Origin of the sequence: Delftia sp. DS1230 (assembly GCF_040112715.1) — a bacterium.
Lineage (GTDB): Bacteria > Pseudomonadota > Gammaproteobacteria > Burkholderiales > Burkholderiaceae_C > Comamonas > Comamonas tsuruhatensis.
Map to the genome: position 1 here is coordinate 6,159,193 of NZ_CP157763.1, position 26,948 is coordinate 6,186,140.

Here is a 26,948-nt window from a genome sequence, read left to right on the forward strand (position 1 = left end):
TTCACGAGAGGCTGGAGGCGCCCAGCATGCCTTCGACCAGGCGCACCAGCGTGATCAGGCGCGGCCCGGCATCGCTTTCCAGCGCGCGGCTTTGCGGGCTGTAGATGGGCAGGGAGACCGAGAACACCCAGTACTCGCCGTCCTGGGCCGTGGACATGGGCACGGCAATGGACTGGATCTCGCGGTGCAGGTCGCCGTGGCTGCGGCAAAAGCCGTGCTCGGCCAGGTCGCGCCGCGCATCGTCGAGCCGCTCGCGCAGTTGTTGGGCGCGTGCGGGATCGTCGGCCTGCAGTTCCGCGATGAAGGCCTCGCGCTCGGCCTCGGGCAGGCTCAGCAGGTAGGCGCGGCCCGTGGCGGTGCGCGACAGCGAGATGTGCACCCCGATCTCGGGCAGGAAGACCTTGTTGGTCAGGCCGTTGGCCAGCTCCACCAGGCACAGCTGGCGGCCGTGGCCCACGGCCAGCTGGATCTGGCCCTCCAGGTGATTGGCCAGCTCCTGCATGTGCGGCCGCGCGAACTGGCGCATGTGCATGCGCGCCAGCACGGGCGAGGACAGGTTCAGCAGCCCCACGCCCGGCACGTACTTGGACAGGCGCTCGGAGTAGCGCATCAGGTTCAGTTCGCACAGGGTGTCGATCAGGCGGAACAGCGTGGGCTTGGGCAGGCCCGTCATGTCCATCAGTTCACGGGCGCTGAGTTCCTGGTGCTTGTTGGAAAAGCACTGCAGTACGGAGATGCCGCGCACCAGGGCGGCCACCAGCTTGCCACTGTCTTCGGAATTCATGGATTGATGAGGGCTGAAAAGATGAAACGATTGTCTCAATTTTCAGGGTGCCGCCGCACAGATTTCCAGGGCCATGCGCAGTGCAAACCCGTAAACAGGCCTTGCCCCGCGCAACGGACATGACACGGCACAATCGGTCCATGCTTGGCGCCCTGCGCCTCCCACCAGAAAAGCCTGCCGTGTCCGAACCGTTTGCCGCCGTCCCGCCTTCCGAATCGCCAGACTACGACGCCTTCCTGCGCGCCCATGTGCTGAGCCAGCCTTTGAGCATCCAGCGCTATGACCGCGGCGACGAAACCATCTGGGTCAAGCGCGCGGGCGCCAGCAACCCGGCATGGCGCTATCGCGCGCTGGCCCTGCTCGCCTTGTGCCTGCGCCTGCCCGTGCTGCGGCCCGTGCCCAATCCCGGCGGACACGAAGCCATCCGCACCGAGGTACGCCGCCTGCGCCAGCTCGCGCAGCGCGGCCTGCGCGTGCCTGCCGTGCTGGCCGAGTGCGAGGACGGCTTTGCCATGCGCCACCTGGGCAGCCCCGGCGTGGAGGCGCCCTCGCTGGGCAATGCCATGGAAGCCGCCCTGCCCCGGGGGGATGGCAGCACGCTGGCGCTGTGGCTGCAGGGCCTGCAGACCCTGCAGCAGGTGCATGGCAGCGGCGACTGCCTGAGCCAGGCCTTTGCGCGCAACATGGTCTGCTGTGCCGATGGCGTGATCGGCTTCATCGACTTCGAGGACGACCCCGCCGCCCACCTGCCCCTGGCGCTGTGCCGCGTGCGCGATGCCCTGTGCTACGCCCACTCCACGGCCTGGATACTGGAGCAGGCCGGCGCCATGCCGGCCGCACGCGCGGCCTGGCGGGACTTCGTGCAGTCCATGGAACCCGAGACCCGCGCCCTGATGGCGCGCACCGTGAAACAGCTGGCCTGGGTGCGCCGCCTGCCTGAGAGCCGCCGCCTGGGCCGCGACATGCAGCGCGTGCGCATGGCCTACACGCTGGTGACGCCGTAGCGGCAGCGGGCTGCACGCCTCAACCGGGCCTCAGCCGGGCTTCAGCCGGGCCTCACCGGGCAGATGGCCCAGCGAGGCGCTGACGCGCGCCGCTTCGGCGCGCAGGGCCCGGGCCACAGCGCCCTGCGGGTCCGGGTCGAAGCCGCCGCTGGCGCCCAGCGCGCACAGCACGCCCACCACATGGCCCGTGTAGTCGTGCAGCGGCGCCGCCACGGCGCTGATGCCCGGCAGGTTGACGTCGCGCACCGAGGCGCAGCCCGCAGCGCGGATCTCGCGGCGCAGCGTGCCCAGCGGGTCCGCGCCATCGAGCAGCGCGCGCCGCGCGGCCGGCGCCTCGGCCAGCTCCCGGGCCAGCAGCGCATCCACGCGGGCATCGTCGTCCATGAAGGCGAAGAAGGCGCGCCCCGTGGCCGACCACAGCAGCGACATCACCGAGCCCACGCGCACATTGACGGTGACCGGCAGGCCCGGCTCCTCGAAGCGCACGATGGTCGGCCCCAGGTTGCCCATCACGGCCACGAAGCTGGTGACCTGCAAGGCCTCGCGCAGGTGCAGCAGGGCCGGCTCGGCCAGGCGGATGGGGTCGGACTGCCGCATGGCGGCCAGGCCCACGCGCATGGCCTCGGCCGCCAGCGCGTACTGCGTGCCGCCACGGTCCTGCTCCACCAGCCCCTCGGCCATCAGGCTGGCCAGGTAGCGGTGGACCTTGGCCGGGCTTTCCTCCACCGCGCCCGCGATGGCCGTGAGGCTGGCGCGTCCGCCCAGCGTGGCCAGGGCCTTGAGCACGGCCAGGCAGGTCTCGGCGGCCTGCACGCGCTGGCGCCTTTCGCGCGGCGGCGCGGGCTCGTCAATCTCGGAGGCAACAGTGGAAGTCATGGCGGCAGGGCGGGGCTGGAAAGGCCTGTTTTAAGGGCTGGCGGGGCATTGTGCCGCAGCTTGCGGGTAATCCCGGGCGGTATTTTTACGCAATGCGTAGAAAAATTACGCAAAACAAGATTCCATGGATTCCACCCAGGCCTCACCGGAGACAAGCCCCATGCACAAGCGCCTTTTCCTCACCACACTGGCCGCAGGCCTGCTATCGGCCACCGCCCTGCCCGGCGCGCTGGCCCAGGACGGATTCCCCAGCAGGAACGTGCGCTGGATCGTTCCCTACGCGGCCGGCGGCGGCTCGGACTTCCTGGCCCGCACCATAGGCCAGGCCTGGGGCGGCCAGGTGCACCAGCCCATCGTGGTGGACAACCGCCCGGGCGGCAACACGGCCATAGGCGCCTCGGAAACCGCGCGTGCTGCCGCCGATGGCTACACCGTGCTGTCGGCCGACAACGGCACCCTGGTCTTCAATCCCGTGCTCTACAAGAGCCTCAGCTACAACCCCGCCAGGGACCTCGCGCCGGTCACGCTGATGGGCCGCTTCCCGATGATCCTGGTGGCCGGCCCCGGCATGGCAGCGGCCACGGCCAAAGACTTCCTGGCCCAGGCGCGCACCAGCAAGGACGGCGTGAACTACGCCTCGGCCGGCGCCGGCAGCCCGCACCACCTGGCCATGGAACTGCTCAGGGTGGAGGCCGGCCTGAAGCTGGTGCACGCGCCCTACAAGGGCGCGGCGCCGGCCCTGGGCGACGTGGCGGGCGGCCAGGTTCCCGTGATGATGGTGGACCTGGCCGCGGGCGCAGGCTTCATCAAGGGCGGCAAGGTCCGCCCGCTGGCCGTGGCCAACGCCACGCGCCTGCCCCAGTTGCCCGACGTGCCCACCTTCGCCGAGCTGGGCCTGCCCAAGGTGCAGGCCGCCGCCCTGGTGGGACTGGTGGCGCCCGCCAGGACGCCGGCCCCGGTCATCGCGGCCCTGCACCGGCAGGTCGTGGCCGCGATCAACGAGCCCGCCGTGCGCCAGAAGCTCGTGGATTTCGGCGTGGAGCCCGTGGGCAACACGCCCGAGCAGTTCGCCGCGCTGCTGGCCAGCGAAAGCACGCGCTGGCACCAGCTGATCCGCGACCAGAACATCACTTTGGATTGACCCTCCGCGCCTCCTGCCTGCGAACCTGCCATGACTGCCTCCGCCGCCCCCGACACCGCCCCGTCCGCCTTTGCGTCCGCTTTTGCGTCCGGCTCTGCGCCCGCCTCCGCGCGCTGCCCCTTCGACCACCGCCAGCCCAGCGGCCAGACCGGCCCCACGGGCTGCCCCGTCAGCGCAGGTGCCGCGGCCTTCGACCCGTTCAGCGACGGCTACCAGCAGGACCCGCCCGAATATGTGCGCTGGGCGCGCGAGCAGGAGCCGGTGTTCTACAGCCCGCAACTGGGCTACTGGGTGGTCACGCGCTTCGACGACATCAAGGCGGTGTTCCGCGACAACATCGCCTTCAGTCCCTCGATCGCGCTGGAGAAGATCACGCCCACGGGCGAGGAGGCCAATGCCGTGCTGGCCTCCTACGGCTTCGCGCTGAACCGCACCCTGGTCAACGAGGACGAGCCCGCGCACATGCCGCGCCGCCGCGCGCTGATGGACCCGTTCACGCCCGAGGAATTGCGCCACCACGAGCCCATGGTGCGCGAGCTGGCGCGCGCCTATGTGGACCGCTTCATCGACGACGGCCGCGCCGACCTTGTGGACCAGATGCTGTGGGAGGTGCCGCTGACCGTGGCCCTGCACTTCCTCGGCGTGCCCGAGGAGGACATGGACCGGCTGCGCGAGTACTCCATCGCCCACACCGTCAACACCTGGGGCCGGCCCCGGCCCGAGCAGCAGGTGGCCGTGGCCCATGCGGTGGGCAACTTCTGGCAGCTGGCCGGCAAGGTGCTGGCCAAGATGCGCGAGAACCCCGATGCGCCGGGCTGGATGCAATACGGCATACGCAAGCAAAAGGAGCTTCCCGAGGTCGTCACCGACTCCTACCTGCACTCCATGATGATGGCCGGCATCGTGGCCGCGCACGAGACCACGGCCAATGCCACGGCCAACGCCGTCAAGCTGCTGCTGCAGCATCCCGGCGCCTGGAAGCAGATCTGCGAGAACCCCGCGCTGATCCCCAATGCCGTGGAGGAATGCCTGCGCCACAACGGCTCGGTGGCCGCCTGGCGGCGCCTGGCCACGCGCGACGTGGTGATCGGCGGCGTGGCCGTGCCGGCGGGCTCGAAGCTGCTCATCGTGACCTCGTCGGCCAACCATGACGAGCGGCATTTCGCCGATGCCGACTTCTTCGACATCCACCGCGACAACGCCGGCGACCACCTGACCTTCGGCTATGGCTCGCACCAGTGCATGGGCAAGAACCTGGCGCGCATGGAGATGCAGATCTTCCTGGAGGAGTTCACGCGCCGCCTTCCCCACATGCGGCTGGCCGAGCAGCGGTTCACCTACGTGCCCAACACCTCGTTCCGGGGCCCCGAACACCTGTGGGTGGAGTGGGACCCGGCCCTCAACCCCGAGCGCGCCCGTCCCGCCCTGCTGCAGGCGCGCCAGCCCGTGCGCATCGGCGAAGCCCTGCAGGGCGGCGCCAGCCGGCCCATGGTCGTGGCCGAGGCCGAGGCTGCCGCCGAAGGCGTGCTGCGCCTGCGCCTGAAGGCCGCCGATGGACACGCCCTGCCGCGCTGGACGCCGGGCTCGCACATCGACCTGCAATGCGGCGACACGGGCCTGTCGCGCCAGTATTCGCTGTGCGGCGACCCGCAGGACACCGGCAGCTACGAGATTGCCGTGCTGCGCGAGACCAACGGCCGTGGCGGCTCGGCCTGGGTGCATGAGCATCTGCACCGCGGCGCCACCGTACAGGTGCGGGGCCCGCGCAACCATTTCCCGCTGGACGAAGGCGCCAGCCACCTGATCCTGGTGGCCGGCGGCATCGGCATCACGCCCATCTCGGCCATGGCACGGCGCGCCAGGGCGCTGGGCATGTCCTATGAAATCCACTACAGCGGCCGGCGCCGCACGGGCATGGCGCTGCTGGCGCCGCTGCAGGCCGAGCATGGCGCCCGGCTGCATCTGTACGTGGCGGAGGAAGGCCGGCGCGCCGACTACGCCGCCCTACTGGCCACGCCGCGCGCCGGAGCCCGCATCCATGCCTGCGGACCGGCGCGCCTGCTGCACGGCCTGGAGGCCGCCAGCCGCCACTGGCCCGAGGACAGCCTGCGCGTGGAGCACTTCGTCTCCACCGTGGGGGCGCTGGACCCTGCCAGGGAGCAGGGCTTCGAGGTGGAACTGCGCGCCTCGGGCCTTGTGCTGCAGGTGCGCAACGACCAGACGCTGCTGGACGCCCTGCGCAGCGCGAAGATCGAAGTGCAAAGCGACTGCCGGGAAGGGCTGTGCGGGTCCTGCGAAGTGCCCGTGCTCGACGGCGAGGTGGACCACCGCGACATGGTGCTCACGCGCGGCGAGCGCGCGGCCTGCACCAAGATGATGAGCTGCTGCTCGCGCGCCAGGAGCGGCAGGCTGGTGCTGGGCCTGTAGCCAGGGCTACAGGGCAGCCCGGCGCCCGCAAGCCCGGCGCCCAGAAACACAAAAGCCCCAAGGCCATCATCGGCAATGGGGCGATCGCATCGGTGGGCGCGCTTCAGGGCGCACCTGCCTCCAACCGGATTACTGGTTGGCGATTTCGAGCTCGGCGTTGCGGGCTTGCTGGATGAAATCGATCAGGGAATAGATTGCTTGGCGCATGGTGAACTTCCTTACTGAGACGCTCAACAATCACTGGCGGCATGCATCTCAAGTGCCGCGAATGCCGGGAAAACCCTCTAAGCGTTTACCCTAGGAATAAGTATAAACCACTAGATCCCGGCGTGCAAACGCACAGTTGTAAGCGCACGTCAAGATTCCGCAGAGGTGCCCAACTGCGTCCCAATGTCAGGCATGGGATGATTCAGGCTTATGACCGCGCCTTCCGTTTCCCTCGCACCCTGGCACATAGAGCCGCTGAACCCGGCCGAGGCGCCGTGGCCGCTGCTGCTGTCGGCGGACCCGTCGCGGGAAAAGGTGCGCGGCTATCTGGCGGGCTCCACCTGTTTTGCCGCGCGCGAGTCCTTCCAGCGCGAAGGCCAGCCGCCGCGTCCCGGCGGGCGCGGCGAGGTATTGGGCATGTGCGTGCTGGTGCCGCTGCGCGCCAGCGGCGACGAAGCCTCAGGCCCACCCGCCTGGGAGCTGATGAACATCGCGGTCGCGGAATCGCTGCACCACCGGGGCCTGGGCACCGCCCTGCTGCGGCGTGCCATCGAATGGGCGCGCTCCCAGCGAGCGCCGCGCATCGAGGTCGGCACGGGCAGCTTCGGCGACCAGCTGGTCTTCTACCAGCGCGCGGGTTTTCGCGTGACGGGCATAGACCGGGATTTCTTCCTCAGGCACTACACCACCCAGCTGTGGGAGCGCGGCGTACAGCACCGCGACATGCTGCGCCTGACGCTGGAGCTGGGCACGGGCCGCTGAACGGCCGCCCCGCTCAGTCCGAAGACATCTTCATCAGCACCAGGCCCGAGACGATGAGCACGGCCGCGCCGATGCGCATGGCGCTGACCTGCTCGCCCAGGACCGTGATGCCGACCAGGAAGGCGCCCACGGCGCCGATGCCGGTCCAGATCGTGTAGGCCGTGCCCAGCGGCAGGCTGCGCATGGCCACGGCCAGCAGGCCGAAGCTGGCGATCATGGTGACGATGGTGATGGCGCTGGGCACCAGCCGCGTGAAGCCGTGCGATTGCTTCATCGAGAACGCCCAGACCACTTCGAGCAGCCCCGCCACCAACAGATAGACCCATGCCATGGAAAACTCCTTGTGAAGCCGGGTCGTCCCGGCGCATGCATGTCCCGATGTGGGGGAGGCCGTCCTCCTGGCAGAAGGGCTTGTGCCTCCTGCATGGCCGCCAGTTTAGGAGAAAGCCTTCAAGCCGGCCGCACCCAGCCTGTTGCCCCATTGCCGCCTGGGTGGTTGCTGCACAACAGCATCCAGGGCGTCAGGCGGCCAGTGCCTCTTCCTGTTCAGCCAGCAGGATGTTGCCCACGGTGGCGCCCAGGCCGGCCACGCGCTTGCGCAGCTTGAGCACGGCCTTGTCCTTGCTGATCAGCAGCGCCTGGTGCTGGCTGGCCAGGTCCAGGAAATGCTGGTCGTCGGGGTCGGTGCAGGCAAAGCGGATGCGCGGCGCATCGGCCACGTACTCGACCGCTCCGTCAAAGGCCGAGAGCACGCCCTCGACCGTCTTGCCGTAGAAGGCCACGCGCGGCGCGATCTGGCTGTAGTGCAGCACGCGTTCGAGCTCGATGCGCTGGGCCTGGTCGGCGATCCAGCGCATCTGCCCCTGCTCCACCAGCTCGCGGATCGGCGGAACATGCGGATCGTCGAAGATCAGCATGTCAAGGACCACATTGGTATCGAGCACCACGGGCCGGGGCAGGGGACCTTCGTAGCCGTCGTTGCACTGCGGCCAGCGCAGCACGATCTTCATGGCGCGGCGCCCTCTGCCGGGCCTTCGGCGGCCTTTCTGGGCTTGACAGCGCCACGGACCATGTCGAAGCGGAACAGCCGGCACTCGATGGGGCCGTTCCACATGGGCGTGCGCCGCGCTTCCTTCAGGCGCATCTTGCCGGGCAGCTTGAGGTCGGGCGTGAGCATCCAGGCGCTCCAGCCGCTGTAGTTCTTCTTCCAGTGGGTGGCCAGCTGGCTGAAGAATTCCACGCCGTCCTCGGTCTGGGCCGTCTCGCGGCCCGCGCGCTCGACCACGGCCATGCGCTCGCCGGCGCTGCGGCCGGCCGAGCCGGCTGCGGCAATGCGCTCGCCATAGGGCGGATTCAGCAGCATCAGGCCGGGCTGCTCGCAAGGCGGCATGCGCTGCAGCGCGTCACCGCCGCGCAACTGCACGGTCTGGCCCACGCCCGCGCGCTCGGCGTTGCGCTGGGCGAAGTCCACCATGCGGTGGGACACGTCGGAGCCATAGATGCCCACGGGGCTGTCGGGCAGGATGGCGGCCTCAGCCTCGTCCAGCATGGCTTCCCACACATGCCTCTGGAAGGGCACGAGCTTTTCGAACGCGAAGCGCCGCAGGATGCCTGCCGGAATGCGCCGGGCGATCTGCGCGGCCTCGATCAGCACCGTGCCGCTGCCGCAGCAGGGGTCGTACAGCGGCTGGGGATCGTCGCCGTGCGGGTCCCAGCCCGTGGCGGCGATCATGGCCGCGGCCAGGGTTTCCTTGAGCGGCGCATCGCCCTTGTCCTCGCGCCAGCCGCGCTTGAACAGCGCCTCGCCCGAGGTGTCGATGTAGATGGTGGCCTCGTCGGTCGTCAGGTGCAGGTGCACGCGCACGTCGGGGTGGCGCGTTTCCACGTCGGGGCGCACGCCCTTCCTGTCGCGGAAGCGGTCGGCAATGGCGTCCTTGACGCGCAGCGCCGCAAAGTTGAGGCTGGTCAGCGGGCTGTGCTGGGCCGTGACTTCGATCTTGAAGCTCTCGCGCGGGGAGAACCAGATCTCCCAGGCCACTTCGCTGGCGGCGCGGTACAGGTCGTTTTCGTTGCGGTACAGGGTCTGCGACAGCTGCACCAGCACGCGCTGGGCCAGACGGCTGTGCAGGTTCAGCAGCATGGCGTCGCGCCACAGGCCGCGCACCATCACGCCGCCACGGCCGACCAGGAGGTCGTGGCCGCTCAGGCCGGTGATCGCGTGGACCTCGTCGGCCAGAAATCCCTCGACGCCGGCGGCGCAGGGCAAAAACAGATGCAGTTGGTTCATAGCTTGGGTGCCGAGCATACGCGCACCGCGATTCCCCGCGCAGGCGCCAGCCGAAACCCGCTTGCCTGCGCTTCGGCCCGGGCCTACAGTGGAAGCAACCGCGAGGGAGAGCACCATGAAGACTCGAACCACGCCCGTCCACACGGATTTCCTCGGCGCCACGCAGGCCGCACGCCTGGTGGCGCAGGTCGGCGTCGCCGCCTGCCTGGCCGGCCTGGCCGATGCCATCGAGCAAGACTTCGCGCGCTGGCCCGATTTCGAGAAATCGGCCCGCCTCGCCCACCATTCGCCCGGCGGCGTGATCGAGCTCATGCCCGTGTCCGATGCGCTGGACTACGCCTTCAAGTACGTCAATGGCCATCCAGACAACGCCGACCGGGACCTGCCCACGGTGATGGCCTTCGGCGCCCTGGCCGACGTGGCCACGGGCCTGCCGGTCTTCCTGTCCGACCTGACGCTGGCCACGGCGCTGCGCACCGCGGCCACCTCGGCGCTGGCCGCGCGCCGGCTGGCGCGGCAGGGCTGCCGCAGCATGGCGCTGATCGGCGCAGGATCGCAGTCCGAATTCCAGGCCCTGGCCTTCACCCACCTGCTGGGCGTGGAGCGGCTGCGCATCTTCGACATCGATGTCCAGGCCATGCGCAAGCTGGTGGACAACCTGGGCCATGCAGGCATTGCCGCCCAGCGCATCACCTGCTGCACCAGCAGCGCCCAGGCGCTGGAAGGCGCCGACATCGTCACCACGGTCACGGCCGCCAAGCGCCGCGCCTGCGTGATCGCCGATGCCGATGTGCGCCCCGGCACCCACATCAATGCCGTCGGCGGCGATTGCCCCGGCAAGACCGAACTGCCCGTGGAGTTGCTGCGGCGCGCGCGCATCTTCGTGGAGTTCACGCCCCAGACGCGCGTGGAAGGCGAGATACAGCAGTTGCCCGCCGACGCGCCCGTGACCGAGCTGTGGCAGGTCATCAATGGCCTGGCGCCGGGACGCGGGCACGACACCGAGATCACGCTGTTCGACTCCGTGGGCTTTGCGCTGGAAGACTATTCGGCCCTGCGCTGGTTGCGCGCGCTGGCCCACGACACCGGGCTGATGCAGTCGATCGACCTGGTGCCTTCGCTGGCCGACCCCCGCGACCTGTACCGGCTGGTGCGCGAGGCCGGGCAGGCAGAACGCGGCTTTGGCTGACACGGGGACTGCATACCATGGGTCCCATGAGCATGAACACCCATACGACCCCGCAGACCGCACGCGCCCTGAGACTCATAGGCGTGCCCACCGACATCGGCGCCAGCCGCCTGGGCAGCGCCATGGGCCCCGACGCGCTGCGCGTGGCCGGCCTGGCCCCGGCGCTGCGCCAGCTGGGCTGCCAGGTGCGCGACATCGGCAACCTGGCCGGTCCGCCCAATCCCCAGACACCGCCCGAGCAGGGGCTGCGCCACCTCGCACCGGCCCGCGCCTGGATGGACGCCGTGCACCAGGCCGTGGGCCAGGCGCTGGACGATGGCGAGCTGCCGCTGATGCTGGGCGGCGACCACAGCCTGGCCATGGGCTCGATCAGTGCCGTGGCCGCCCACTGCCGCCGCCTGGGCCGCGCGCTGCGCGTGATCTGGCTGGACGCCCACGCCGACTGCAACACGCCCGATATCTCGCCCAGCGGCAACCTGCACGGCATGCCCGTGGCCAGCCTCTGCGGCCTGGGGCCCGAGCCGCTGACCGCGCTGTCCCAGGGCGGCGATCCGGCGCTGGATGCCGCCTCGCTGTGCCAGATCGGCCTGCGCAGCGTGGATGACCAGGAAAAGCGCCTGCTGCATTCGCTGGACATCGAGGTGTACGACATGCGCGCCATCGACGAGTTGGGCATGCGCGAGGTCATGCGCCGCGCGCTCGACGGCCTCGCCGGCAGCGACACCCACCTGCACCTGAGCTTCGACGTGGACTACCTCGATCCCGACATCGCGCCCGGCACGGGCACGCCCGTGCGCGGCGGCCCCAGCTACCGCGAGGCCCAGCTGTGCATGGAGATGCTGGCCGATACCGGACGCCTGGGCTCGATGGACCTGGTGGAACTGAACCCGGCGCTGGACCTGCGCAACCAGACGGCCGAGCTGGTGGTGGACCTGCTGGAGAGCCTGTTCGGCAAGAGCACGCTGGTGCGGGCCGATCGCTGAGGCCGCTCAGGCTGGCGAGAGCGAAATACGCCAGCCGTCGCCCGTTGCGTCCGTAGCGAAGCGCACAGGCACAAAGCGCTCGATCACCTCGAAATTGCTGCGCGCATGCGGCGTCAGTTCCGTGCAGGTGTAGCTGGCACCGCGCCCGCTGCGCCAGACGGCCAGCGCCAGCGGCAGGGCCCATTGGTCGGCCAGGTACGGGCCCAGCGCGGCCCGGCTGCCCTGGTGGCGGCGCACCTCGCGCGCCAGGTCATGCGCCACCTTTTCGGCGCTGACGCCCTTCATGCCGAACTGCGTGAACACTTCGCTCAGGTGCTCATAGGCCAGCGTGGCCAGCAGCGCGTTGCCCGGCCCCTCGTTCTGGCGCACGGCAGCCACCTGCAGTTGCTCGCCAGACCAGCCCAGGGCCTGGCCCAGATGGTCCAGTTCGCGCTGGGCCACCGCGCGTGGCAGCGCGGGCGCAAAGCATTCGGCATGGCTGGCCACGGGAGCGCCGCGTTCGGTGATATCGAAAGGCACCAGCCCATTGGTTGCCGGCGTGATCGTCACATCCATCTCACCGCCACCGGCCGGATAAAAGCCCAGCCGGCGCAGCCGCAGTTCGCAGCGCGCGCCCAGCCTGTGCAGCAGCGGCGCATAGCTGCGCTCCAGGAAATGGAAGGGCGGCGCGGCCGGGTTGTGGGTGCCGCCGCCCAGGGTCAGGCGGCTTTCGCCATTGGCCAGCATCAGCGCGGGCCACAGCGTCTGCAGCAGCAGGGTGCAACTGCCAGCCGAGGCGATCACGAAGCGGTACTCGCCCGCACGCACCGGCCCCGGTGTGAATTGCAGCGCCTGCGAATTCATCTCGGCGCCCTGCATCTGCGCGCCGCAGATTTCGGCGGCGGCATTGACGCAGGCCAGGTGCTGGCGCATCAGGCCCGGCTTGGCGCGCCCGGCACGGATGCGCTGCATGGCAAAGGGTTGGCCCGTGCACATGGACAGCGCCAGCGCGCTGCGCAGCATCTGGCCTCCGCCCTCCCCGGCGGAGCCGTCGATCTCGATCACTTTCATTTTTCTCTTTCATTCATTGCCGCCAAAGCGCGCCACGGCATCCCGCAGATAGCGGTCCAGCGGCGCCGCATCGGCCTGGTCCCCCGGATAGGGCGCATGGGCCATGGCATGGGCCAGCTCGCGCTCCAGGAAATCATGGACCCGCACCCGGCGCGGCCCCTTGGCGGCCTCGCCCAGGCGCATCTTGAGCTCCAGCAGCTCGTTGAGCTCGGCCAGCAGGACTGCATCCTCCAGCGTGCCCGCCGCCAGCTGCGCAAAGCGCATGGGCGGCGCACCACGCCCCTCGCGTATCCAGCGCGCGGCCAGCAAGGGGCGCAGCACGTAGAAGTACTTCTTGTAGCGCACCACATCACCCTGCAGGTGGGCGCGCAGGTTCTTGCGCGCCATGGCCACGTAGTGGTGGTAGCCGCGCACCGGCGAAAAGCCCTGCTCGGCCAGCAGATGCAGGCGCTCGGCCCAGGGCTGCTCCTGCCGGTAGACCACGGGCGAGCGCAGCCATTCGAGCAGCGTGGGGTTGGAGGCGCGCAGCAGCCCCAGCGCCTTGCGCAGCTCCCAGCCGCTGACATCGAGCTCGCCGCTGAGCGGCTGCTCTATGACATCGCGGCCCGGCGCCACCGTCAGATACCAGGGCAGGCGGTGGACGTAGATGAAGCGCACGTCATAGTCGCTGTCGGGCGAGGCAAAGCCCCAGCCGCGGCTGCCCGACTCGCAGGCAAACAGCACCGTGACCTCGTGCCTGCACTCCACCTCGGCCAGGTTGGCCAGCACCGTGGCGCGCATGGCGTCGGAGACCGGATGCGCGCTCAATACCTTCTCTTCCCTCATGCTCTCATCCTGCTTTCTGTTCCGGAGGATGAGAGCCCGGGGCCCTCATCCACTCACCCTTTCACACACACCACTTGCTTCAGGGTGTGCACCACCTCCACCAGATCCTGCTGCGCGGCCATGACCGCATCGATGTCCTTGTAGGCCATGGGAATCTCGTCCACCACATTGGCATCCTTGCGGCATTCCACGCCCTCGGTGGCCTTGATGTGGTCCGCCACGCTGAACATCTTCTTGGCCTTGGTCCGGCTCATCACGCGGCCCGCACCGTGGCTGCAGCTCTCGAAGCTCTCCGGGTTGCCCAGGCCGCGCACGATATAGCTGCGCGCGCCCATGCTGCCCGGGATGATGCCCAGCTCGCCGCGCCGCGCGCTCACCGCGCCCTTGCGGGTGATGAACACATCCTGGCCGAAATGGCGCTCCTGCTGCACGTAGTTGTGGTGGCAGTTCACCGCCTCCACATGCGACTCGAAGGGCTTGGCGATCACCTTGCGCACCGTGGCGATGAGGTTGGCCATCATCACCTCGCGGTTGCGCATGGCGAACTTCTGCGCCCAGGACACGCCGCGCACATAGTCGCCAAAGTAGCGGGCCCCTTCCTCGAAGTAGGCCAGGTCCTTGTCGGGCAGGTTGCGCTGATGCAGTTCTGCGTCCTTCTTGGCCAGCTCGATGAAATGGGTGCCGATGGCATTGCCCACGCCGCGCGAGCCCGAGTGCAGCATGAACCACACGAAGCCCGCCTCGTCCAGGCAGATCTCGATGAAGTGGTTGCCGCTGCCCAGCGTTCCCAGGTGCTTGCGGTTGTTGGTGTTGGCCAGGCGCGGATGCAGCTCGCACAGCAGGTCGAACTCATCGGCCAGCGTGGCCCAGACCTGGTCCACCGACACGGGCGGGTTCTCCCAGCTGCCTGGATCACGGCCCCGGTGGCGCGGCACCGAGCCATGCGGCACGGCCTGCTCTATCGCCGAGCGCAGCGGGCCCAGGTTGTCGGGCAGGTCCTCGGCGCGCAGCGTGGTCTTGGCAGCCATCATTCCGCAGCCGATGTCCACGCCCACGGCCGCCGGGATGATGGCCTTGATGGTCGGGATCACCGAGCCCACGGTGGCGCCTATGCCCAGGTGCACGTCGGGCATGGCTGCGACATGCTTGAACACCACGGGCAGGCGCGCGGCGTTCTCCAGCTGCTTGCGCGCCTCGTCCTCGACGGGCACGCCCTTGGTCCACATCTTGATGGGGACGCCGCCCTCGACATCATGCTGTTGGTAGTTGTTCATGGTGCTGTTCTCTTTCATATCTTTGTTCTTGGTTGAATCGTGTTTTCGCCTCAAGTGGCCATGGCGTCGAATACCGCGCCTATGCGCTCATCCAGCGGGTAGCACTGGTGGTCGCGCTTGCCTGAAGGCAGCCAGGTGCTGGCCGGGCCACGCTCGGCCAGTTGCAGCAGCTTTTCTGCCCAATGCTTCTTGTTGCCTGTCTGCGAGAGCCACTGCTCCATCGTTGCACGGTAGCCATTGCGATCGGATGCGAAGGCATTGCTGATGCAGTGCCCACCCCAGATGAATTCGTAGAAGCATGCATCGACAAAATGCAGCGTGGCGCTCTCGCTGTCACAGGTCAGCCAGTGATCCAGCAGGGGCTGGAGCGGCACACCGGCGTAGTCCCACATGAGCAAAAAGGAGAAGGCCTCTTCGCCCTGGAAGACGCTGGTGTCCGGCTCAGCCCACTGCTCCAGCCCCAAGGCAAAGAAGGCACGAGCAAAGGCTTGCAACGCCGCGCTTTCCTGCGATGAAAAGGAGCCGGGCTCGCAGCGACCAAGGCGGTCCAGATACAACTCGGTGGAGTGGTGCAGCCTTGCGCCCTGCGCCAGCAGCTCCAACATTCTTGGCGCCAGGTACTTGATCTCATCCGCAGGCTGGACCACGCTTTTGGCAGCGTCGTTGTATTGGTAGAAATGGTGCTCGGTCAGGCTGCGCAGGGGCAGTCGACGCATCTCGCGCTCCAGGTCTGCATCCATGCAGCATGTGACGCAAGCGTCCAGCGCTACCGACGGCGACCTGTATCCAGCAAAGCTCTGGTAGAGCGCCTGTGATGCAGCAGCCAGGGCGTCTGTACGCTCCTGTATTTGCGCTGCAGGCGATTGCATCCTTTTCGATGTCATCTTCTTGTCCATGGTGTCTCTCCTTCAAGGGCAGGCATGAAGCAACCGGCACCGCCGGCGACTCCACGCCCGCCTCATCGCGTGATCAACGCATCTTCACCAGCCCGTTGAGCACCTGGTCCAGCCCGCCGAACACGGAGATCTTGTCGATGCGCTCGGCCACACGTTCCAGCGTCTCCAGCTCCTTCATGCGCAGGGCCACGGGGTTGTCCTCCATGACCTTGGCGGTGTTGAGCAGCGAGCGCGTGGCCGCCGTTTCCTCGCGGCGGCGGATCACGTTGGCCTGGGCCTGCTTTTCGGCCTGCACCACCTGGGTCAGGATGGCCTTCATCTCGCCGGGCAGCACGATGTCCTTCACGCCCACGCTCTCCACCACCATGCCGAAGGGCTGCAGCTTGGCCGCCATGTGCGCGGTCACCACGTCGTCGATCACCGTCTTGTTCTCCAGCAGCTCATCGAGCGTGCGGGTGCCCACGGCGGCGCGCAGCGCGAACTGCAGCTCCCGGTACAGGTGCTCGGCGGGCTTTTGCAGCTGGGCAAAGGCGCGCAGAACGTCGGTGTGGCGATAGGTGGCGCTCAGGTTCAGGCGCAGGCTGACCTTGTCGCGGGTCATGATGTCCTGGCCCGAGACCTCGACGGCCTGCAGGCGCAGGTCCACCAGCTCCACGGCAATGCTGCGGCCGAACTTCCAGAACGCATGGCTGCCGGCCTGCAGCAGGCGGTCCACCTTGCCGTCGATGGTCAGCAGCGCGCACTGGCCTGCGGGCACCTGCACCTGCAGCACACCGTTGAGGCCGGACACGCTGCGCTGGCGCAGCTGCGTCTGGGTCAGGCGCGCCGCCAGGGCGGCGGGCAGCTCGGCGCCGGCCTGCAGGTCGACCACCTGCACGCTCACATCCACCAGTCCCTTCCAGTACAGGCGGCGCGTGCCGGGCGGCAGGATCTCGACCAGCACGCCGTTTTCGCTGCGCAGGCCCGCCTCGGTCTCGGACAGTTCCACGCGCAGGAACTCGGCGGCCACCAGGGCGGGCTCCTGCGCCATCAGGTAGTCGGCCAGGCCGTGCGTGAAGGCGGGCTGCTCCAGGGCAAAGGTTTCCACGCGCAGCTGGTCGGTGCCGGCAAACAGCCAGTGCCGGCCGCTGTGCAGCACGCGCTCGAAATCGCCATTGCGCAGCAGCAGGGCGCGTTCGTTCTTCTTGACGGTGATGCGTTGGATCTTCAGCATTTCTTCTTCTCCTCGTTCGGCGTCTTCGCCGCAATCAATAGGGGTGCCGTTACAGCAGCGGCGGGGTTCCAGGGGGCACGGCCCGGGCCTTGCAGTGCGCCGTGGCGGCAACCCTGGAAACAGGTTGCAGCGTGGCTGGCTGCGGGCGCGGACCGTGCCGGGACCTGGCACAGCCGCCGCCGCTGACGGGGGGCGGCCTGGGGCTGCATCGCAACCCGGCGGCCACCTCCCGCGTTCGGCGGGTGGTCTTTCGACCGTTTCAATAGCCCGGCCTTGCGGCCGGAAGAGTGGACAGGAATCGAACCTGCGACAGTCCTCTTGCGAGGGTGCTCTACCAGACTGAGCTACCAGTGGCTGGCAAGCCTGGAGTCGAACCAGACGTCCCTTGCGGGACGGTTTCCACAACCTTGCCGTCACCCAGCGCTTGCGGCGTGCGGCATGCGGGAAATCGACAGGCCCCTGGGGGCCCGGACTTCCGGCACCGGCGGGACGGGCGTTTGCCCCAACCCCGGCCTGTGAGCGGTCACCGCCTGCACTGGATGCCTTGCTTATTGCGAGATGCGTGCCAGCCTGGCATCCGGTGCCAAACAAATTCTTCAACCCCTTGATTTATTTGGATAAATCTCAAATCACACTTTTCTTGATTTCTTCTTTAATCCAAAGAAACTAGAATTTCAGCTATCCAACTAGACAAAAACATGGAAAAGAAAAAGGTCGTCATCGGCTTTCTGGGTACGCAGCTGGACTCCGGCAGGGGCGCGGGGCGCTGGGAAAAATGGCGGCCGACCCTCTCCCTCATGCAGCACGAGGATCTGGTGGTGGAGCGGCTGGAGCTGCTCTACACGCCGCCCCATCTGGCCCTGGCGCAGCTGCTGCAGGGCGACATCGCCACGGCATCGCCCGAGACCCAGGTGAACCTCGTGCCCATGGACATTGCCGATCCCTGGGATTTCGGCGAGGTCTATGCGCGGCTGTTCGACTGGACGCAGGCCTATCGCTTCGACCCCGAGCGCGAGGAGTACTGGACCCACATCACCACGGGCACGCACGTGGCACAGATCTGCCTGTTCCTGCTGGTGGAGTCGCGCCGCATTCCCGGCGTGCTGGCCCAGACTTCGCCGCCCCGGCGCCAGCGCATGGGCGACCCGGGCAGCTATGCGCTGATCGACCTGGACCTGTCGCGCTACGACGTGATCGCCCAGCGCTTCGGCGCCGAGCAGAGCGAGGCCGTGCAATTTCTCAAGAGCGGTATCGCCACGCGCAATGCCGGGTTCAACGCGCTGATCGACGAGATCGAGCGCGTGGCCGTGCGCTCGCGCGCGCCCATCCTGCTCACGGGTCCCACGGGTGCGGGCAAATCGCATCTGGCGCGGCGCATGTACGAGTTGAAGAAGGCCAGGCACCAGGTGCAGGGCGAGTTCGTCGAGGTCAATTGCGCCACGCTGCGCGGCGATGGTGCAGCCTCGGTGCTGTTCGGCCACAAGAAGGGCGCGTTCACGGGCGCTGCGGCCGACCGCGCCGGCCTGCTGCGCAGCGCGCACCAGGGCGTGCTGTTCCTGGACGAAATCGGCGAGCTGGGCCTGGACGAACAGGCCATGCTGCTCAAGGCGGTGGAGGAAAAGCGCTTCTATCCCATGGGCAGCGACCGCGAGGTCAGCAGCGACTTCCAGCTGGTCGCCGGCACGCACCGCGACCTGCGCATCGACGTGGCGCAGGGGCGCTTTCGCGAGGATCTGTTCGCGCGCATCAACCTGTGGTCCTACGCGCTGCCGGGCCTGGCCGGGCGCCCCGAGGACATCGAACCCAACATGGACCACCTGCTCGCGCGCTCGGCCGACGAGACCGGCCAGATGGTGCGCTTCAACGTAGAGGCCCGCGAGCGCTATCTGCGCTTTGCGCGCTCGCCCGAGGCGCTGTGGAGCGGCAACTTCCGCGACCTGTCGGCCAGCATGACGCGCCTGGCCACGCTGGCCGACGGGGGGCGCATCTCCACGGCCCTGGTCGATGCCGAGATACAGCGCCTGAAGTGGCTGTGGCAACGAGGCGATGCCGTGCAACCGGCCGGCGCCAGCCTGCAAAGCCTGCTGTCTGCCGAAGTGCTGGAGCCGCTGGATCTGTTCGACCGCATGCAGCTCGAAGCGGTGCTGCGCGTGTGCCGGGAGTCGCCCTCGCTGTCCGATGCGGGGCGCCGCCTGTTCGACCAGTCACGCACCCAGCGCAGCGTGGTCAACGATGCCGACCGCCTGCGCAAGTACCTGCTGAAATTCGGCCTCAAATGGGATGACGTGGCCGGCCGCGCGCCTGCGGCCTGAGAGCGTGCGCGCCCTGCGCGGCTACAGCGCCTTGCGCAGCGTGGTCGGCGGGATCTTGAGCAGCTCGCGGTACTTGGCCACGGTGCGCCGTGCGCATTCGATGCCCTGCTCCTTGAGCATGTCGGCCAGCTGGTTGTCCGACAGCGGCTTCCTGGGGTCCTCGGCTGCGACGAACTGCTTGATGAGCGCGCGCACGGCCGTGCTCGACGCGTTGCCGCCCGCCTCGGTGCCCAGGCCCGAGCCGAAGAAATACTTGAGTTCGTAGGTGCCCTGCGGCGTGGCCATGTACTTGGCCGTGGTCACGCGGCTGATGGTGGACTCATGCAGGCCCAGCGCATCGGCAATGTCGCGCAGCACCAGCGGGCGCATGGCCAGCTCGCCATGCACGAAGAAGTTCTTCTGGCGCTCCACGATGGCCTGCGACACGCGCAGGATGGTGTCGAAGCGCTGCTGGATGTTCTTGATGAACCAGCGCGCCTCCTGCAGCCGCTGCTGCAGCGCCGCATGGCCTTCGCTGCCCCGGTGGCTGCGCAGCGCGCTGGCATAGATGTCGTGCACGCGCAGCTTGGGCATGACATCGGGGTTGAGTTGCACGCTGAACTCCATGCGTCCCGCACCCATGCGCACCGGGCGCACGATGACATCGGGCACGACGATCTGGCGCTGCACGTCGGCAAAGCGCCGGCCAGGGCGTGGCTCCAGCCGGGTGATCAGCACCAGCGCCTCGCGCAGCCGCTCCTCGCGCGCACCGCACAGGCTGGCGAGCTTGCGCAGGTCGCGCCGCGCCAGCAGGTCCATGGGCTGGGCGCAGATGTCCAGCGCGGTGCGCAGCACGGCCTGGCGGTCTTCGTCCTCGGCACTGCCGTTGCCTTCGCGCTCGGCATCGGCCAGCTGGTCGCGCAGTTGCAGCGTCAGGCATTCGGCCAGGTCGCGCGCGCCCACGCCCACCGGCTCCAGGCTTTGCAACAGGCGCAGCGCCACGGTGAAGCGGTGCACCAGTTCCTCGCACTCCTCCAGGTTGTCGCCCGCCAGGCCCTGTGCCAGCTCGTCGAGCGGGTCTTCCAGGTAGCCGTCGTCGTTGAGGTTCTCGATCAGAAAGCGCAGCGCGGCACGATCCACCTCGCCCAGGCGCAGGCTCAGGGCCTGGCGGTGCAGATGGTCGGTCAGGCTTTCTGCGCTGCGTGCCAGCTCGGTGGCATCGGTCTCGTCATCGTCACCCTGGCCGCGCGTGCGGCTGGAAGGCGCATCGCTGCCCCAGTCGCGGTCGTCGTTGCCCGAGTTGGTCTGGCCATCGCCTTCCCAGCTCAGGGATTCGGCCGTGCCGGAGGTCTCGACGGCATCGCCGGAGGATGTGTCCGACGGCGCCTCCCATTCCACCGCAGCCGATGGCTGGTCCGCACGGCTTTCCTGGAAGGAGTCCGCGGCGTCGGCGCCGGGCGCCGCAGGCTCCGGGGCGCTGCTTGCCGCTTCGTGGTCGCCGTCGTCGTTCGCCAGCTCCAGGAAGGGGTTGTCGCCCAGCATCTGCTCCACTTCCTGCGCCAGCTCCAGCGTGGACAGCTGCAGCAGCTGTATCGACTGCTGCAGTTGCGGGGTGAGCGAAAGATGCTGGGAGACGCGCAGCGACAGTCCGGGCTTCAAGCGGCAGCTCCTTCGCGCAGGCAATCTCGCAGACGGGCCAGGCAGGGCATGGCGCTACATCCGGAAGTGTTCGCCGAGGTAGACGCGCCGCACTTCGGCGTTGTCCACGATCTCCTCGGGTGTGCCTTGGGCCAGCACATGGCCGTCGCTGATGATGAAGGCATGGTCGCAGATGCCCAGCGTCTCGCGCACGTTGTGGTCGGTGATGAGCACGCCGATGCCGCGCGCCTTGAGAAAGCCGATGATGCGCTGGATCTCGATCACGGCGATGGGGTCGATGCCGGCGAAGGGCTCGTCCAGCAGGATGAAACGCGGCTGCGTGGCCAGGGCACGTGCAATCTCGACGCGGCGGCGTTCGCCACCCGACAGCGCCAGCGCGGGCGATGCGCGCAGATGGTCCACGCGCAGTTCCTGCAGCAGCGCCGTCAGGCGCTCCTCGATGACGCTGCGCGCCAGCGGCCGGCCCTGCTCGTCCCTTTGCAGCTCCAGCACGGCGCGCACGTTGTCCTCGACGCTGAGCTTGCGGAAGATCGATGCCTCTTGCGGCAGGTAGGACAGGCCCAGGCGCGAGCGCTGGTGGATGGGCATGTTGCCCACGGCCTGGCCGTCGATGAAGATGTCGCCGCCGTCGCTGCGCACCAAGCCCACGATCATGTAGAACGAGGTGGTCTTGCCCGCGCCGTTGGGGCCCAGCAGGCCCACGACCTCGCCCTTCTTCACGGACAGCGACACGTCCTTGACCACCTTGCGGCTGCCGTAGGACTTGGCCAGATGGCGCGCCTGCAGGCTGCTGCCCTGTTCGGCGCGTGGGGAGGAAGCGTGGGCAGCGGGGGCTGAGGCCTCGGTACTCATCGCTTGGTACCACCAAGGCTGTCCAGGGTGTTGCTGGGCTGCAGGGATGTGCCCGGCGCGCCTGCGGCGGGAGCGCGCGGCTGCGAGCCCGGTGTGCCCTCCTTGGGCGCCAGCACGGCGCGCACGCGCCCGCCCTGGCCGGCCGTGGAGCTGGGCTGGCCACCGCTGGTCTTTTGCCCGTCGACGGTGAACACGTCGGTGAGGTTGTTGTAGACGATGATGGAGCCGGTGATCTCGTCGCTGAGCTGGCCGCCGCGATAGCGCCGCAGTTCGCCGCGGCGGATGAACTTCACGAGGTCGGCCTTGCCGTCGTATTCGATGACCTCGCCCTCGCCTTCCACGAATTCCTCGGGCTGGCCGGGAACGGTGTCGCGCTTTTGGCGGAAGAAGGCGCGCTTGCCCGCTTCGGCCGTGACCACGCCGTACTGAAAGCCTTCGGGGTCCTGGCGCACATCGAGCTGGGCACCGCGCAGCACGATGGTGCCCTTGGTCATCACCACGTTGCCGGTGAAGACGCTGGTCTGCTTGAGTTCGTCATGGCGCAGCGCGTCAGCCTCGATGTTCATGGGCTTGGTGCTGTCGGCCTTTTCGGCCTGGGCCAAACCGGCGAAAGCCGCCAGGGCGGCTGCGAGCAGGAGGGGGGAAAGTCGTTGTTTCATGGAGGGCACGCTTCTTGCATCCATTGTAGGGGGTGTCACGCGCAACCGTTCCTGGCGTCTTTCAAGCCGGGGGGCAAAGCGCTGACACGAAGGCACAAAAAGAGGTTTCCAAAAGCGACAGGCCCGCTCAATGGCGGGCCTGTCACGGGTGGTCTGGGCCGAGGCCCGGACCTCAGCCCTTGCGGCTGGTGGCGATCAGCTGATCGACCACGCGCAGCACATTGGTCATGTTCCCGGCCTTGGTGCCATCGGTGTAGTAGCGGCCCGCCACGCCCATGGCCGGCACGCCTTCCACGTCATAGTCCTGCTGCAGCTGGGTGGCCTTGCGCACCTGGTTGGAGACCGTGAAGGAGTTGTAGACCTCCTTGAACTTGGCCACGTCCACGCCCTGCTTGCCCACCCAGGCGAAGATCTCGTCGTCCTTGGCCAGGCGGTTGCGTTCCACATGGATGGCGTGGAAGGCGCGCGCATGCATGGTGTCCAGCAGGTTCATGCCTTCAAAGGCGTAGTACAGCTTTTGCTGGGGCACGAAGCTGGCGTTGAATGCCACGGGCACGCGGTGCACGACCACGTCGGCCGGCGCCTGGTTCTTCCAGGCGGCAAAGGTGGGCTCGAATGCATTGCAGTGCGGGCAGCTGTACCAGAAGAACTCGACCACCTCGACCTTGCCGGCGCTGGCGCTGGTGGGTGCGGGCTTGGCCAGCTTGATGTAGTCCTTGCCCTCCTTGGGCGCTGCCGCCTGGGCCTGTGCGGCGGAGGTGCCCAGCGTCAGCGCGCTGGCAGCGGCTGCCGAGGCAGCCAGGGAAAAGTCGCGGCGATTCATCAAAACAAACTCCTCGTTCAATGCTGCAGATTAGGAGGCTGGGGTTTGCCAAAAAGTTCAGCGCTCTTGCTCAACGCTGTTTCAGCGAGCGGCGCGCACCAGCGTGGACTCGACCCCGGCGCCATCGAGCTTTTGCTTGAGTTGCTCGGCATCGTCGCGCTTGGTGAACGGACCCACGCGCACGCGGAAGATGGTGATGCCGTTTTGCTCTCGCTCGCTTACGCGCGCCTCCCATCCCAGCATGGCCAGCTTGGCCCGCTGCGCATCGGCATCGCCCTGGCTGCGGAAGGCGCCGGCCTGCACGAAGTAGTTGAAGGCAGCCTCGGCCTTTTCGGCTTTTTCCGTCTTCTCGGCAGCGGCGGAACGCGCCTTCACCAGATCACCCAGCGGGTCGGCGGAGGTCTTGCCATCGGCCTTGGTGTCGGGCTTGGCGGGCGACTTGGCCGGGTCCACGGGCGCGGGCGGCGGCGTCACGCCGCCGGCCACGGCGGGCGGGGTGGGCGCTGCTGGCGTGGTGCTGCCGGGGAGGCTGGGCGTGACGGCAGCCGGTGGTGGCGGCGCCGGGTTCTTGCCCTGCAGCGGTGCGTTGGGGTCCCAGTTCTTGTTGCGCTGGGCCTCTGCCGCGTCCTGGTCGGCCGTCTTGCCGCCCTTGGAGAGAAAGGGCACGGGCACCTTGGTCACATAGACGGCGACGGCCAGGGCTGCTGCCAGCCCGACGATCATGCCGATGATGAGACCGATGACGGTGCCCCCACGTTGCTGTGTCTTCATAGATGGCTTGTCGCTCGAAGTTACATGCGTTGCGGGGCCGAGACGCCCAGCACTGCCAGGCCATTGTGCAATACCTGGCGCGTGGCCGAGATCAGCGCCAGGCGGGCGAGCTTGACCTTTTCATCGTCCACCAGGATGCGTTCCGCGTCGTAGTAGCTGTGGTACAGCGAGGCCAGTTCACGCAGGTAGAAGGTCACGTCGTGGGGCGCATTGCCTTCTGCGGCCGAAGTCAGCATGGCCGGGTACTTGGCCAGCTGCAGCATCAGCGCCTGGGCCTGCGGGCCTTCCAGCGCCGACAGGTCCACGTCCTTGAGCGTGTCCGCATCGCCGCCCCAGGCTGCCAGCACCGAGCAGATGCGCGCATGGGCGTACTGCACGTAGTACACGGGGTTGTCATTGTTCTGGGCCACGGCCAGGTCCACGTCGAAGGTGTACTCGGTGTCGGGCTTGCGGGACAGCAGGAAGAAGCGCACCGCATCCTTGCTGGTCCACTCGATCAGGTCGCGCAGCGTGACGTAGGAGCCGGCGCGCTTGCTGATCTTGACTTCCTCGCCGCCGCGCACCACGCGCACCATGGTGTGCAGCACATAGTCGGGATAGCCGGCCGGAATGCCCACGTCGGCGGCCTGCAGGCCGGCGCGCACGCGTGCGATGGTGCCGTGGTGGTCCGTGCCCTGGATGTTGACGACCTTGGAGTAGCCACGCTTGAACTTCTGGATGTGGTAGGCGACATCGGGCACGAAGTACGTGTAGTTGCCGTCCTGCTTGCGCATCACGCGGTCCTTGTCGTCACCGTAGTCGGTGGACTTGAGCCAGAGCGCGCCGTCGAGTTCGTAGGTGTGCCCGCCCGCGATCAGGCGCTGCACCGCGTCCTCGACATGGCCGTTGGTGTAGAGGCTGGATTCGAGGTAGTACTCGTCAAAGTGCAGGTTGAAGGCCTGCAGGTCCTTGTCCTGCTCGTTGCGCAGATAGGCGACGGCGAACTGGCGGATGTTGTCGTAGTCCTCGACATCGCCGTTGGCCGTGAATTCGCGGTCATCGGCCTTGACGGTCTTGCAGGCCTTGAAATCGTCTGCGATGTCCTGGATGTAGGAGCCGTTGTAGAAGGCCTTGCTTTCCGGATTCTCGGGATCGATGGGCCAGCATTCGTCGCCGGGCTTGAAGCCCTTGGCGCGCAGCTGCGTGCTCTTGGTCAGCGTGTCGATCTGCACGCCCGCATCGTTGTAGTAGAACTCGCGGTGCACGCCCCAGCCCTGGGTGGCATAGAGGTTGCAGATGGCATCGCCCAGCGCGGCCTGGCGGCCATGGCCCACGTGCAGCGGGCCGGTGGGGTTGGCGGAGACGAACTCGACCAGCATCTTGGCGCCACGGTCGGCCTGCCAGCCGAATTTCTCGGCCTGTCCCAGCACTTCGCGGATGATCTGCTGCTTGGCGGCTGGCTTGAGACGGATGTTCAGAAAGCCGGGGCCGGCGATCTCGATGGCATCGACCCAGCGCTGGAAAGCCGGCGTGGCCTCCAGCGCAGCCTTGAGCTGTTCACCGAGCGCGCGCGGATTGAGCTTGAGTGGCTTGGCCAGCTGCATGGCGGCCGTGCAGGCGAAATCGCCATGGGCAGCCACCTTGGGGGATTCGAAAGCGGCACGGGCACCGGCGCCGGGCGACAAAGTTTCAAGCTCGCCGGCCAGAGCCGCGAGCAGTTCCTGTTTGACGGAGAGCATCGACGGATTCTACGTGGCAGGCCCGCCCCATGCCGCCAGACAGGAAAACCGGGCCTACATGCCCCGCGCCCAGAACACCGCCACCACCGCGATCACAGGCACCACATGCGCCTGCCACATCACCCAGCGGCGCGTGCTGGCCACCTCGGCAGGCTGGGGCAGGCCCTGGCCGGCATCCAGCGCGCGGCGCCAGCGGCGGAAGGCCAGCGTGGGCTTGATCGACAACACGGCGCCGACCACGAACAAAGTCATCTTCAGATGAAACAGTGGCTGCGAGACGTACCAGGACATGCCCTTGACGCCCCACACCAGGCGCGCAATGCCGGTGAGCACCAGGAACACCACCGCCAGCCCGTAGATCATGTCCAGCCGCGCCAGGCGCTGGACCACGGCGGCACTCATCCACTCGCTGCGGCACAGCGCTGCCTGGCTGGACAGGAACACCACGAAGGTGAGGATGGCCAGCAGGTGGAGGCTGGCCAGAATGGCTTCTATCGTCATGGGGAATCCGTATAGAAATTGAGCCTCTTGGGCCATGCTGCATTACGCCAGAAACGGCGACCGCCATCGGGATGCCCGAGGCAATCGGTAGACCACTGCGGTCCTCCCGTCGCGCCGGCTCTTGCGTCGTTACTTCGGCAGTTCCGCGCGCAACCAGTCATCCAGCAGCGTCTTCTCGTAGCGCAGGGGATCGTTGGGATACAGGTCGGGGCGCATCATGAAGGTCGCATCGCGCAGTTGGCGGCTGCCCTCGCGCAGCAGCTTTCCGTCGGCATCCAGCAGCTTGAAACGCAGGTCGATGCGCGGCGGGTAGATATCGCGGACGATGCGCACATCGGCGGCCTGGGGTCCGCGCCAGGGCTCGAAACTGCCGGCACGCTGCACATCGGTGAGGTGGACTTCCAGCCGCTGGCCCTGGGGCAGCCTGGGCGCGGCACGCTCGGCCAGGAACTGGGCCAGCGCATCGACCCAGGCGCGGCGCGCCTTCTCGGACTCCTGGGGTCCATTGCGCCCGGCATCGAACCGCGAGGGATCGTCAAAGGTCACGCTCACGATGCCGGCAGGCACCGCGCCCTGCCGCATCCCGTCCGGCCGGCCCTGCCCCGGCCCCTGGACGGCGCAGCCTGCCAACATGCCCAGGCAGGCGGCGCCCAGCGCCATGCGCATCCAGCGCCGCCGTCCTGGGGCCGCGCCCTGCGTTGCGGATACCGCTTCCGTCGCGATCGACACTGCCATGCTCATTCCTCCTTGCTGGGC

At 68.0% G+C, this 26,948-nt stretch carries 25 protein-coding genes; 7 read left to right on the forward strand and 18 right to left on the reverse strand.

Translation table 11 applies throughout. The annotated features are described in order from the left end of the window. Nucleotide 1 precedes the first annotated feature (1 nt). Nucleotides 2-784, reverse strand: coding sequence for a helix-turn-helix domain-containing protein (locus tag AAN986_RS27770; protein ID WP_016450517.1), 783 nt, complete (start codon nt 782-784; stop codon nt 2-4). Nucleotides 785-924: 140 nt separating this feature from the next. Here AAN986_RS27770 and AAN986_RS27775 point away from each other — a divergent pair, with 140 nt between their 5' ends. Continuing rightward, nucleotides 925-1,788: a hypothetical protein gene (locus AAN986_RS27775; RefSeq protein ID WP_046240314.1), complete on the forward strand. Its 864-nt coding sequence runs from the start codon at nt 925-927 to the stop codon at nt 1,786-1,788. A 30-nt stretch (nt 1,789-1,818) separates the two neighbouring features. Here the strand turns inward: AAN986_RS27775 and AAN986_RS27780 are convergent, their stop codons facing one another. Next, nucleotides 1,819-2,664, reverse strand: a complete 846-nt coding sequence (locus tag AAN986_RS27780; RefSeq protein ID WP_016450515.1) for an IclR family transcriptional regulator — start codon at nt 2,662-2,664, stop codon at nt 1,819-1,821. Between the two features lie 160 nt (nt 2,665-2,824). Here AAN986_RS27780 and AAN986_RS27785 point away from each other — a divergent pair, with 160 nt between their 5' ends. The 3 genes from AAN986_RS27785 (at nt 2,825) to AAN986_RS27795 (ending at nt 7,201) form a co-directional block, all read left to right on the forward strand. Then, nucleotides 2,825-3,805 carry a tripartite tricarboxylate transporter substrate binding protein gene (locus AAN986_RS27785; RefSeq protein ID WP_034389537.1) on the forward strand — a complete coding sequence of 327 codons (981 nt, stop codon included), beginning with the start codon at nt 2,825-2,827 and terminating at the stop codon, nt 3,803-3,805. Between the two features lie 30 nt (nt 3,806-3,835). Next, entirely contained in the window at nt 3,836-6,232 is a 2,397-nt protein-coding gene (locus AAN986_RS27790; RefSeq protein ID WP_047219505.1) for a cytochrome P450/oxidoreductase, read from the forward strand. A 417-nt stretch (nt 6,233-6,649) separates the two neighbouring features. After that, nucleotides 6,650-7,201, forward strand: coding sequence for a GNAT family N-acetyltransferase (locus tag AAN986_RS27795; protein WP_012202618.1), 552 nt, complete (start codon nt 6,650-6,652; stop codon nt 7,199-7,201). Nucleotides 7,202-7,214: 13 nt separating this feature from the next. On the opposite strand, the gene sugE is transcribed toward AAN986_RS27795, so the two are convergent. The 3 genes from sugE to AAN986_RS27810 form a co-directional block, all read right to left on the reverse strand. Further along, the gene (gene sugE, locus AAN986_RS27800; protein ID WP_013804742.1) at nt 7,215-7,532 is read right to left on the reverse strand and encodes a quaternary ammonium compound efflux SMR transporter SugE; all 318 of its coding nucleotides are present in this window, start codon (nt 7,530-7,532) and stop codon (nt 7,215-7,217) included. 190 nt (nt 7,533-7,722) lie between these two features. Beyond that, nucleotides 7,723-8,211, reverse strand: coding sequence for a putative toxin-antitoxin system toxin component, PIN family (locus tag AAN986_RS27805; protein ID WP_016450511.1), 489 nt, complete (start codon nt 8,209-8,211; stop codon nt 7,723-7,725). After that, complete coding sequence (locus tag AAN986_RS27810; RefSeq protein WP_017406989.1) at nt 8,208-9,488, reverse strand: THUMP domain-containing protein; 1,281 nt, start codon at nt 9,486-9,488, stop codon at nt 8,208-8,210. Before AAN986_RS27810 ends, AAN986_RS27805 begins: the two co-directional genes overlap by 4 nt. A 115-nt stretch (nt 9,489-9,603) precedes the next feature. On the opposite strand from AAN986_RS27810, the gene AAN986_RS27815 reads away from it, so the two are divergent. Together AAN986_RS27815 and rocF are read left to right on the forward strand one after the other, a co-directional pair. Continuing rightward, nucleotides 9,604-10,677, forward strand: coding sequence for an ornithine cyclodeaminase (locus AAN986_RS27815; RefSeq protein ID WP_047219506.1), 1,074 nt, complete (start codon nt 9,604-9,606; stop codon nt 10,675-10,677). A gap of 17 nt (nt 10,678-10,694) precedes the next feature. After that, nucleotides 10,695-11,660, forward strand: coding sequence for an arginase (rocF, locus tag AAN986_RS27820; RefSeq protein ID WP_026062796.1), 966 nt, complete (start codon nt 10,695-10,697; stop codon nt 11,658-11,660). 6 nt (nt 11,661-11,666) lie between these two features. Here the strand turns inward: rocF and rtcA are convergent, their stop codons facing one another. From rtcA to AAN986_RS27845, 5 genes are all read right to left on the reverse strand, one after another. After that, a complete protein-coding gene (gene rtcA / locus AAN986_RS27825) occupies nt 11,667-12,710 on the reverse strand; it encodes an RNA 3'-terminal phosphate cyclase (protein ID WP_047219507.1) in 1,044 nt (347 codons plus the stop codon). 9 nt (nt 12,711-12,719) lie between these two features. After that, nucleotides 12,720-13,535 carry a nucleotidyltransferase domain-containing protein gene (locus tag AAN986_RS27830; protein WP_047219508.1) on the reverse strand — a complete coding sequence of 272 codons (816 nt, stop codon included), beginning with the start codon at nt 13,533-13,535 and terminating at the stop codon, nt 12,720-12,722. 53 nt (nt 13,536-13,588) lie between these two features. After that, nucleotides 13,589-14,827 carry an RtcB family protein gene (locus AAN986_RS27835; protein WP_047219509.1) on the reverse strand — a complete coding sequence of 413 codons (1,239 nt, stop codon included), beginning with the start codon at nt 14,825-14,827 and terminating at the stop codon, nt 13,589-13,591. Nucleotides 14,828-14,859: 32 nt separating this feature from the next. Then, nucleotides 14,860-15,705 carry a hypothetical protein gene (locus AAN986_RS27840; RefSeq protein WP_047219510.1) on the reverse strand — a complete coding sequence of 282 codons (846 nt, stop codon included), beginning with the start codon at nt 15,703-15,705 and terminating at the stop codon, nt 14,860-14,862. 73 nt (nt 15,706-15,778) lie between these two features. Continuing rightward, nucleotides 15,779-16,918, reverse strand: a complete 1,140-nt coding sequence (locus AAN986_RS27845; RefSeq protein WP_047219511.1) for a slipin family protein — start codon at nt 16,916-16,918, stop codon at nt 15,779-15,781. Between the two features lie 698 nt (nt 16,919-17,616). On the opposite strand from AAN986_RS27845, the gene rtcR reads away from it, so the two are divergent. After that, nucleotides 17,617-19,230: an RNA repair transcriptional activator RtcR gene (rtcR, locus tag AAN986_RS27850; protein WP_047219512.1), complete on the forward strand. Its 1,614-nt coding sequence runs from the start codon at nt 17,617-17,619 to the stop codon at nt 19,228-19,230. A 21-nt stretch (nt 19,231-19,251) separates the two neighbouring features. Here rtcR and AAN986_RS27855 read toward each other — a convergent pair whose 3' ends face one another. From AAN986_RS27855 to AAN986_RS27890, 8 genes are all read right to left on the reverse strand, one after another. Continuing rightward, nucleotides 19,252-20,868: an RNA polymerase factor sigma-54 gene (locus AAN986_RS27855; RefSeq protein WP_047219513.1), complete on the reverse strand. Its 1,617-nt coding sequence runs from the start codon at nt 20,866-20,868 to the stop codon at nt 19,252-19,254. A gap of 54 nt (nt 20,869-20,922) precedes the next feature. Beyond that, on the reverse strand, nt 20,923-21,720 hold the full coding sequence (lptB, locus tag AAN986_RS27860; RefSeq protein ID WP_016450697.1) for an LPS export ABC transporter ATP-binding protein: 798 nt from the start codon (nt 21,718-21,720) through the stop codon (nt 20,923-20,925). After that, nucleotides 21,717-22,379 (reverse strand): lipopolysaccharide transport periplasmic protein LptA, encoded by a 663-nt coding sequence (lptA, locus tag AAN986_RS27865; RefSeq protein ID WP_016454602.1) that lies wholly within the window; start codon nt 22,377-22,379, stop codon nt 21,717-21,719. Before lptA ends, lptB begins: the two co-directional genes overlap by 4 nt. Nucleotides 22,380-22,551: 172 nt before the next feature. Beyond that, entirely contained in the window at nt 22,552-23,202 is a 651-nt protein-coding gene (locus AAN986_RS27870; RefSeq protein WP_047219514.1) for a thiol:disulfide interchange protein DsbA/DsbL, read from the reverse strand. A gap of 81 nt (nt 23,203-23,283) precedes the next feature. After that, on the reverse strand, nt 23,284-23,973 hold the full coding sequence (locus AAN986_RS27875; protein WP_047219515.1) for an SPOR domain-containing protein: 690 nt from the start codon (nt 23,971-23,973) through the stop codon (nt 23,284-23,286). A 20-nt stretch (nt 23,974-23,993) separates the two neighbouring features. After that, nucleotides 23,994-25,691 carry an arginine--tRNA ligase gene (gene argS, locus AAN986_RS27880; RefSeq protein ID WP_016450693.1) on the reverse strand — a complete coding sequence of 566 codons (1,698 nt, stop codon included), beginning with the start codon at nt 25,689-25,691 and terminating at the stop codon, nt 23,994-23,996. A 54-nt stretch (nt 25,692-25,745) separates the two neighbouring features. Then, entirely contained in the window at nt 25,746-26,192 is a 447-nt protein-coding gene (locus tag AAN986_RS27885) for a DUF2214 family protein (protein ID WP_016450692.1), read from the reverse strand. Between the two features lie 129 nt (nt 26,193-26,321). After that, entirely contained in the window at nt 26,322-26,927 is a 606-nt protein-coding gene (locus tag AAN986_RS27890) for a DUF3016 domain-containing protein (protein WP_026062475.1), read from the reverse strand. Between the last annotated feature and the right edge of the window lie 21 nt (nt 26,928-26,948).

Excerpts from the sequence above, each read along its gene's own strand:
- AAN986_RS27770 (WP_016450517.1), bottom strand. The coding sequence starts at position 784 with ATGAATTCCGAAGACAGTGGCAAGCTGGTGGCCGCCCTGGTGCGCGGC.
- AAN986_RS27775 (WP_046240314.1), top strand. The coding sequence starts at position 925 with ATGCTTGGCGCCCTGCGCCTCCCACCAGAAAAGCCTGCCGTGTCCGAA.
- AAN986_RS27780 (WP_016450515.1), bottom strand. The coding sequence starts at position 2,664 with ATGACTTCCACTGTTGCCTCCGAGATTGACGAGCCCGCGCCGCCGCGC.
- AAN986_RS27785 (WP_034389537.1), top strand. The coding sequence starts at position 2,825 with ATGCACAAGCGCCTTTTCCTCACCACACTGGCCGCAGGCCTGCTATCG.
- AAN986_RS27790 (WP_047219505.1), top strand. The coding sequence starts at position 3,836 with ATGACTGCCTCCGCCGCCCCCGACACCGCCCCGTCCGCCTTTGCGTCC.
- AAN986_RS27795 (WP_012202618.1), top strand. The coding sequence starts at position 6,650 with ATGACCGCGCCTTCCGTTTCCCTCGCACCCTGGCACATAGAGCCGCTG.
- sugE (WP_013804742.1), bottom strand. The coding sequence starts at position 7,532 with ATGGCATGGGTCTATCTGTTGGTGGCGGGGCTGCTCGAAGTGGTCTGG.
- AAN986_RS27805 (WP_016450511.1), bottom strand. The coding sequence starts at position 8,211 with ATGAAGATCGTGCTGCGCTGGCCGCAGTGCAACGACGGCTACGAAGGT.
- AAN986_RS27810 (WP_017406989.1), bottom strand. The coding sequence starts at position 9,488 with ATGAACCAACTGCATCTGTTTTTGCCCTGCGCCGCCGGCGTCGAGGGA.
- AAN986_RS27815 (WP_047219506.1), top strand. The coding sequence starts at position 9,604 with ATGAAGACTCGAACCACGCCCGTCCACACGGATTTCCTCGGCGCCACG.
- rocF (WP_026062796.1), top strand. The coding sequence starts at position 10,695 with ATGGGTCCCATGAGCATGAACACCCATACGACCCCGCAGACCGCACGC.
- rtcA (WP_047219507.1), bottom strand. The coding sequence starts at position 12,710 with ATGAAAGTGATCGAGATCGACGGCTCCGCCGGGGAGGGCGGAGGCCAG.
- AAN986_RS27830 (WP_047219508.1), bottom strand. The coding sequence starts at position 13,535 with ATGAGGGAAGAGAAGGTATTGAGCGCGCATCCGGTCTCCGACGCCATG.
- AAN986_RS27835 (WP_047219509.1), bottom strand. The coding sequence starts at position 14,827 with ATGAAAGAGAACAGCACCATGAACAACTACCAACAGCATGATGTCGAG.
- AAN986_RS27840 (WP_047219510.1), bottom strand. The coding sequence starts at position 15,705 with ATGGACAAGAAGATGACATCGAAAAGGATGCAATCGCCTGCAGCGCAA.
- AAN986_RS27845 (WP_047219511.1), bottom strand. The coding sequence starts at position 16,918 with ATGCTGAAGATCCAACGCATCACCGTCAAGAAGAACGAACGCGCCCTG.
- rtcR (WP_047219512.1), top strand. The coding sequence starts at position 17,617 with ATGGAAAAGAAAAAGGTCGTCATCGGCTTTCTGGGTACGCAGCTGGAC.
- lptB (WP_016450697.1), bottom strand. The coding sequence starts at position 21,720 with ATGAGTACCGAGGCCTCAGCCCCCGCTGCCCACGCTTCCTCCCCACGC.
- lptA (WP_016454602.1), bottom strand. The coding sequence starts at position 22,379 with ATGAAACAACGACTTTCCCCCCTCCTGCTCGCAGCCGCCCTGGCGGCT.
- AAN986_RS27870 (WP_047219514.1), bottom strand. The coding sequence starts at position 23,202 with ATGAATCGCCGCGACTTTTCCCTGGCTGCCTCGGCAGCCGCTGCCAGC.
- AAN986_RS27875 (WP_047219515.1), bottom strand. The coding sequence starts at position 23,973 with ATGAAGACACAGCAACGTGGGGGCACCGTCATCGGTCTCATCATCGGC.
- argS (WP_016450693.1), bottom strand. The coding sequence starts at position 25,691 with ATGCTCTCCGTCAAACAGGAACTGCTCGCGGCTCTGGCCGGCGAGCTT.
- AAN986_RS27885 (WP_016450692.1), bottom strand. The coding sequence starts at position 26,192 with ATGACGATAGAAGCCATTCTGGCCAGCCTCCACCTGCTGGCCATCCTC.
- AAN986_RS27890 (WP_026062475.1), bottom strand. The coding sequence starts at position 26,927 with ATGGCAGTGTCGATCGCGACGGAAGCGGTATCCGCAACGCAGGGCGCG.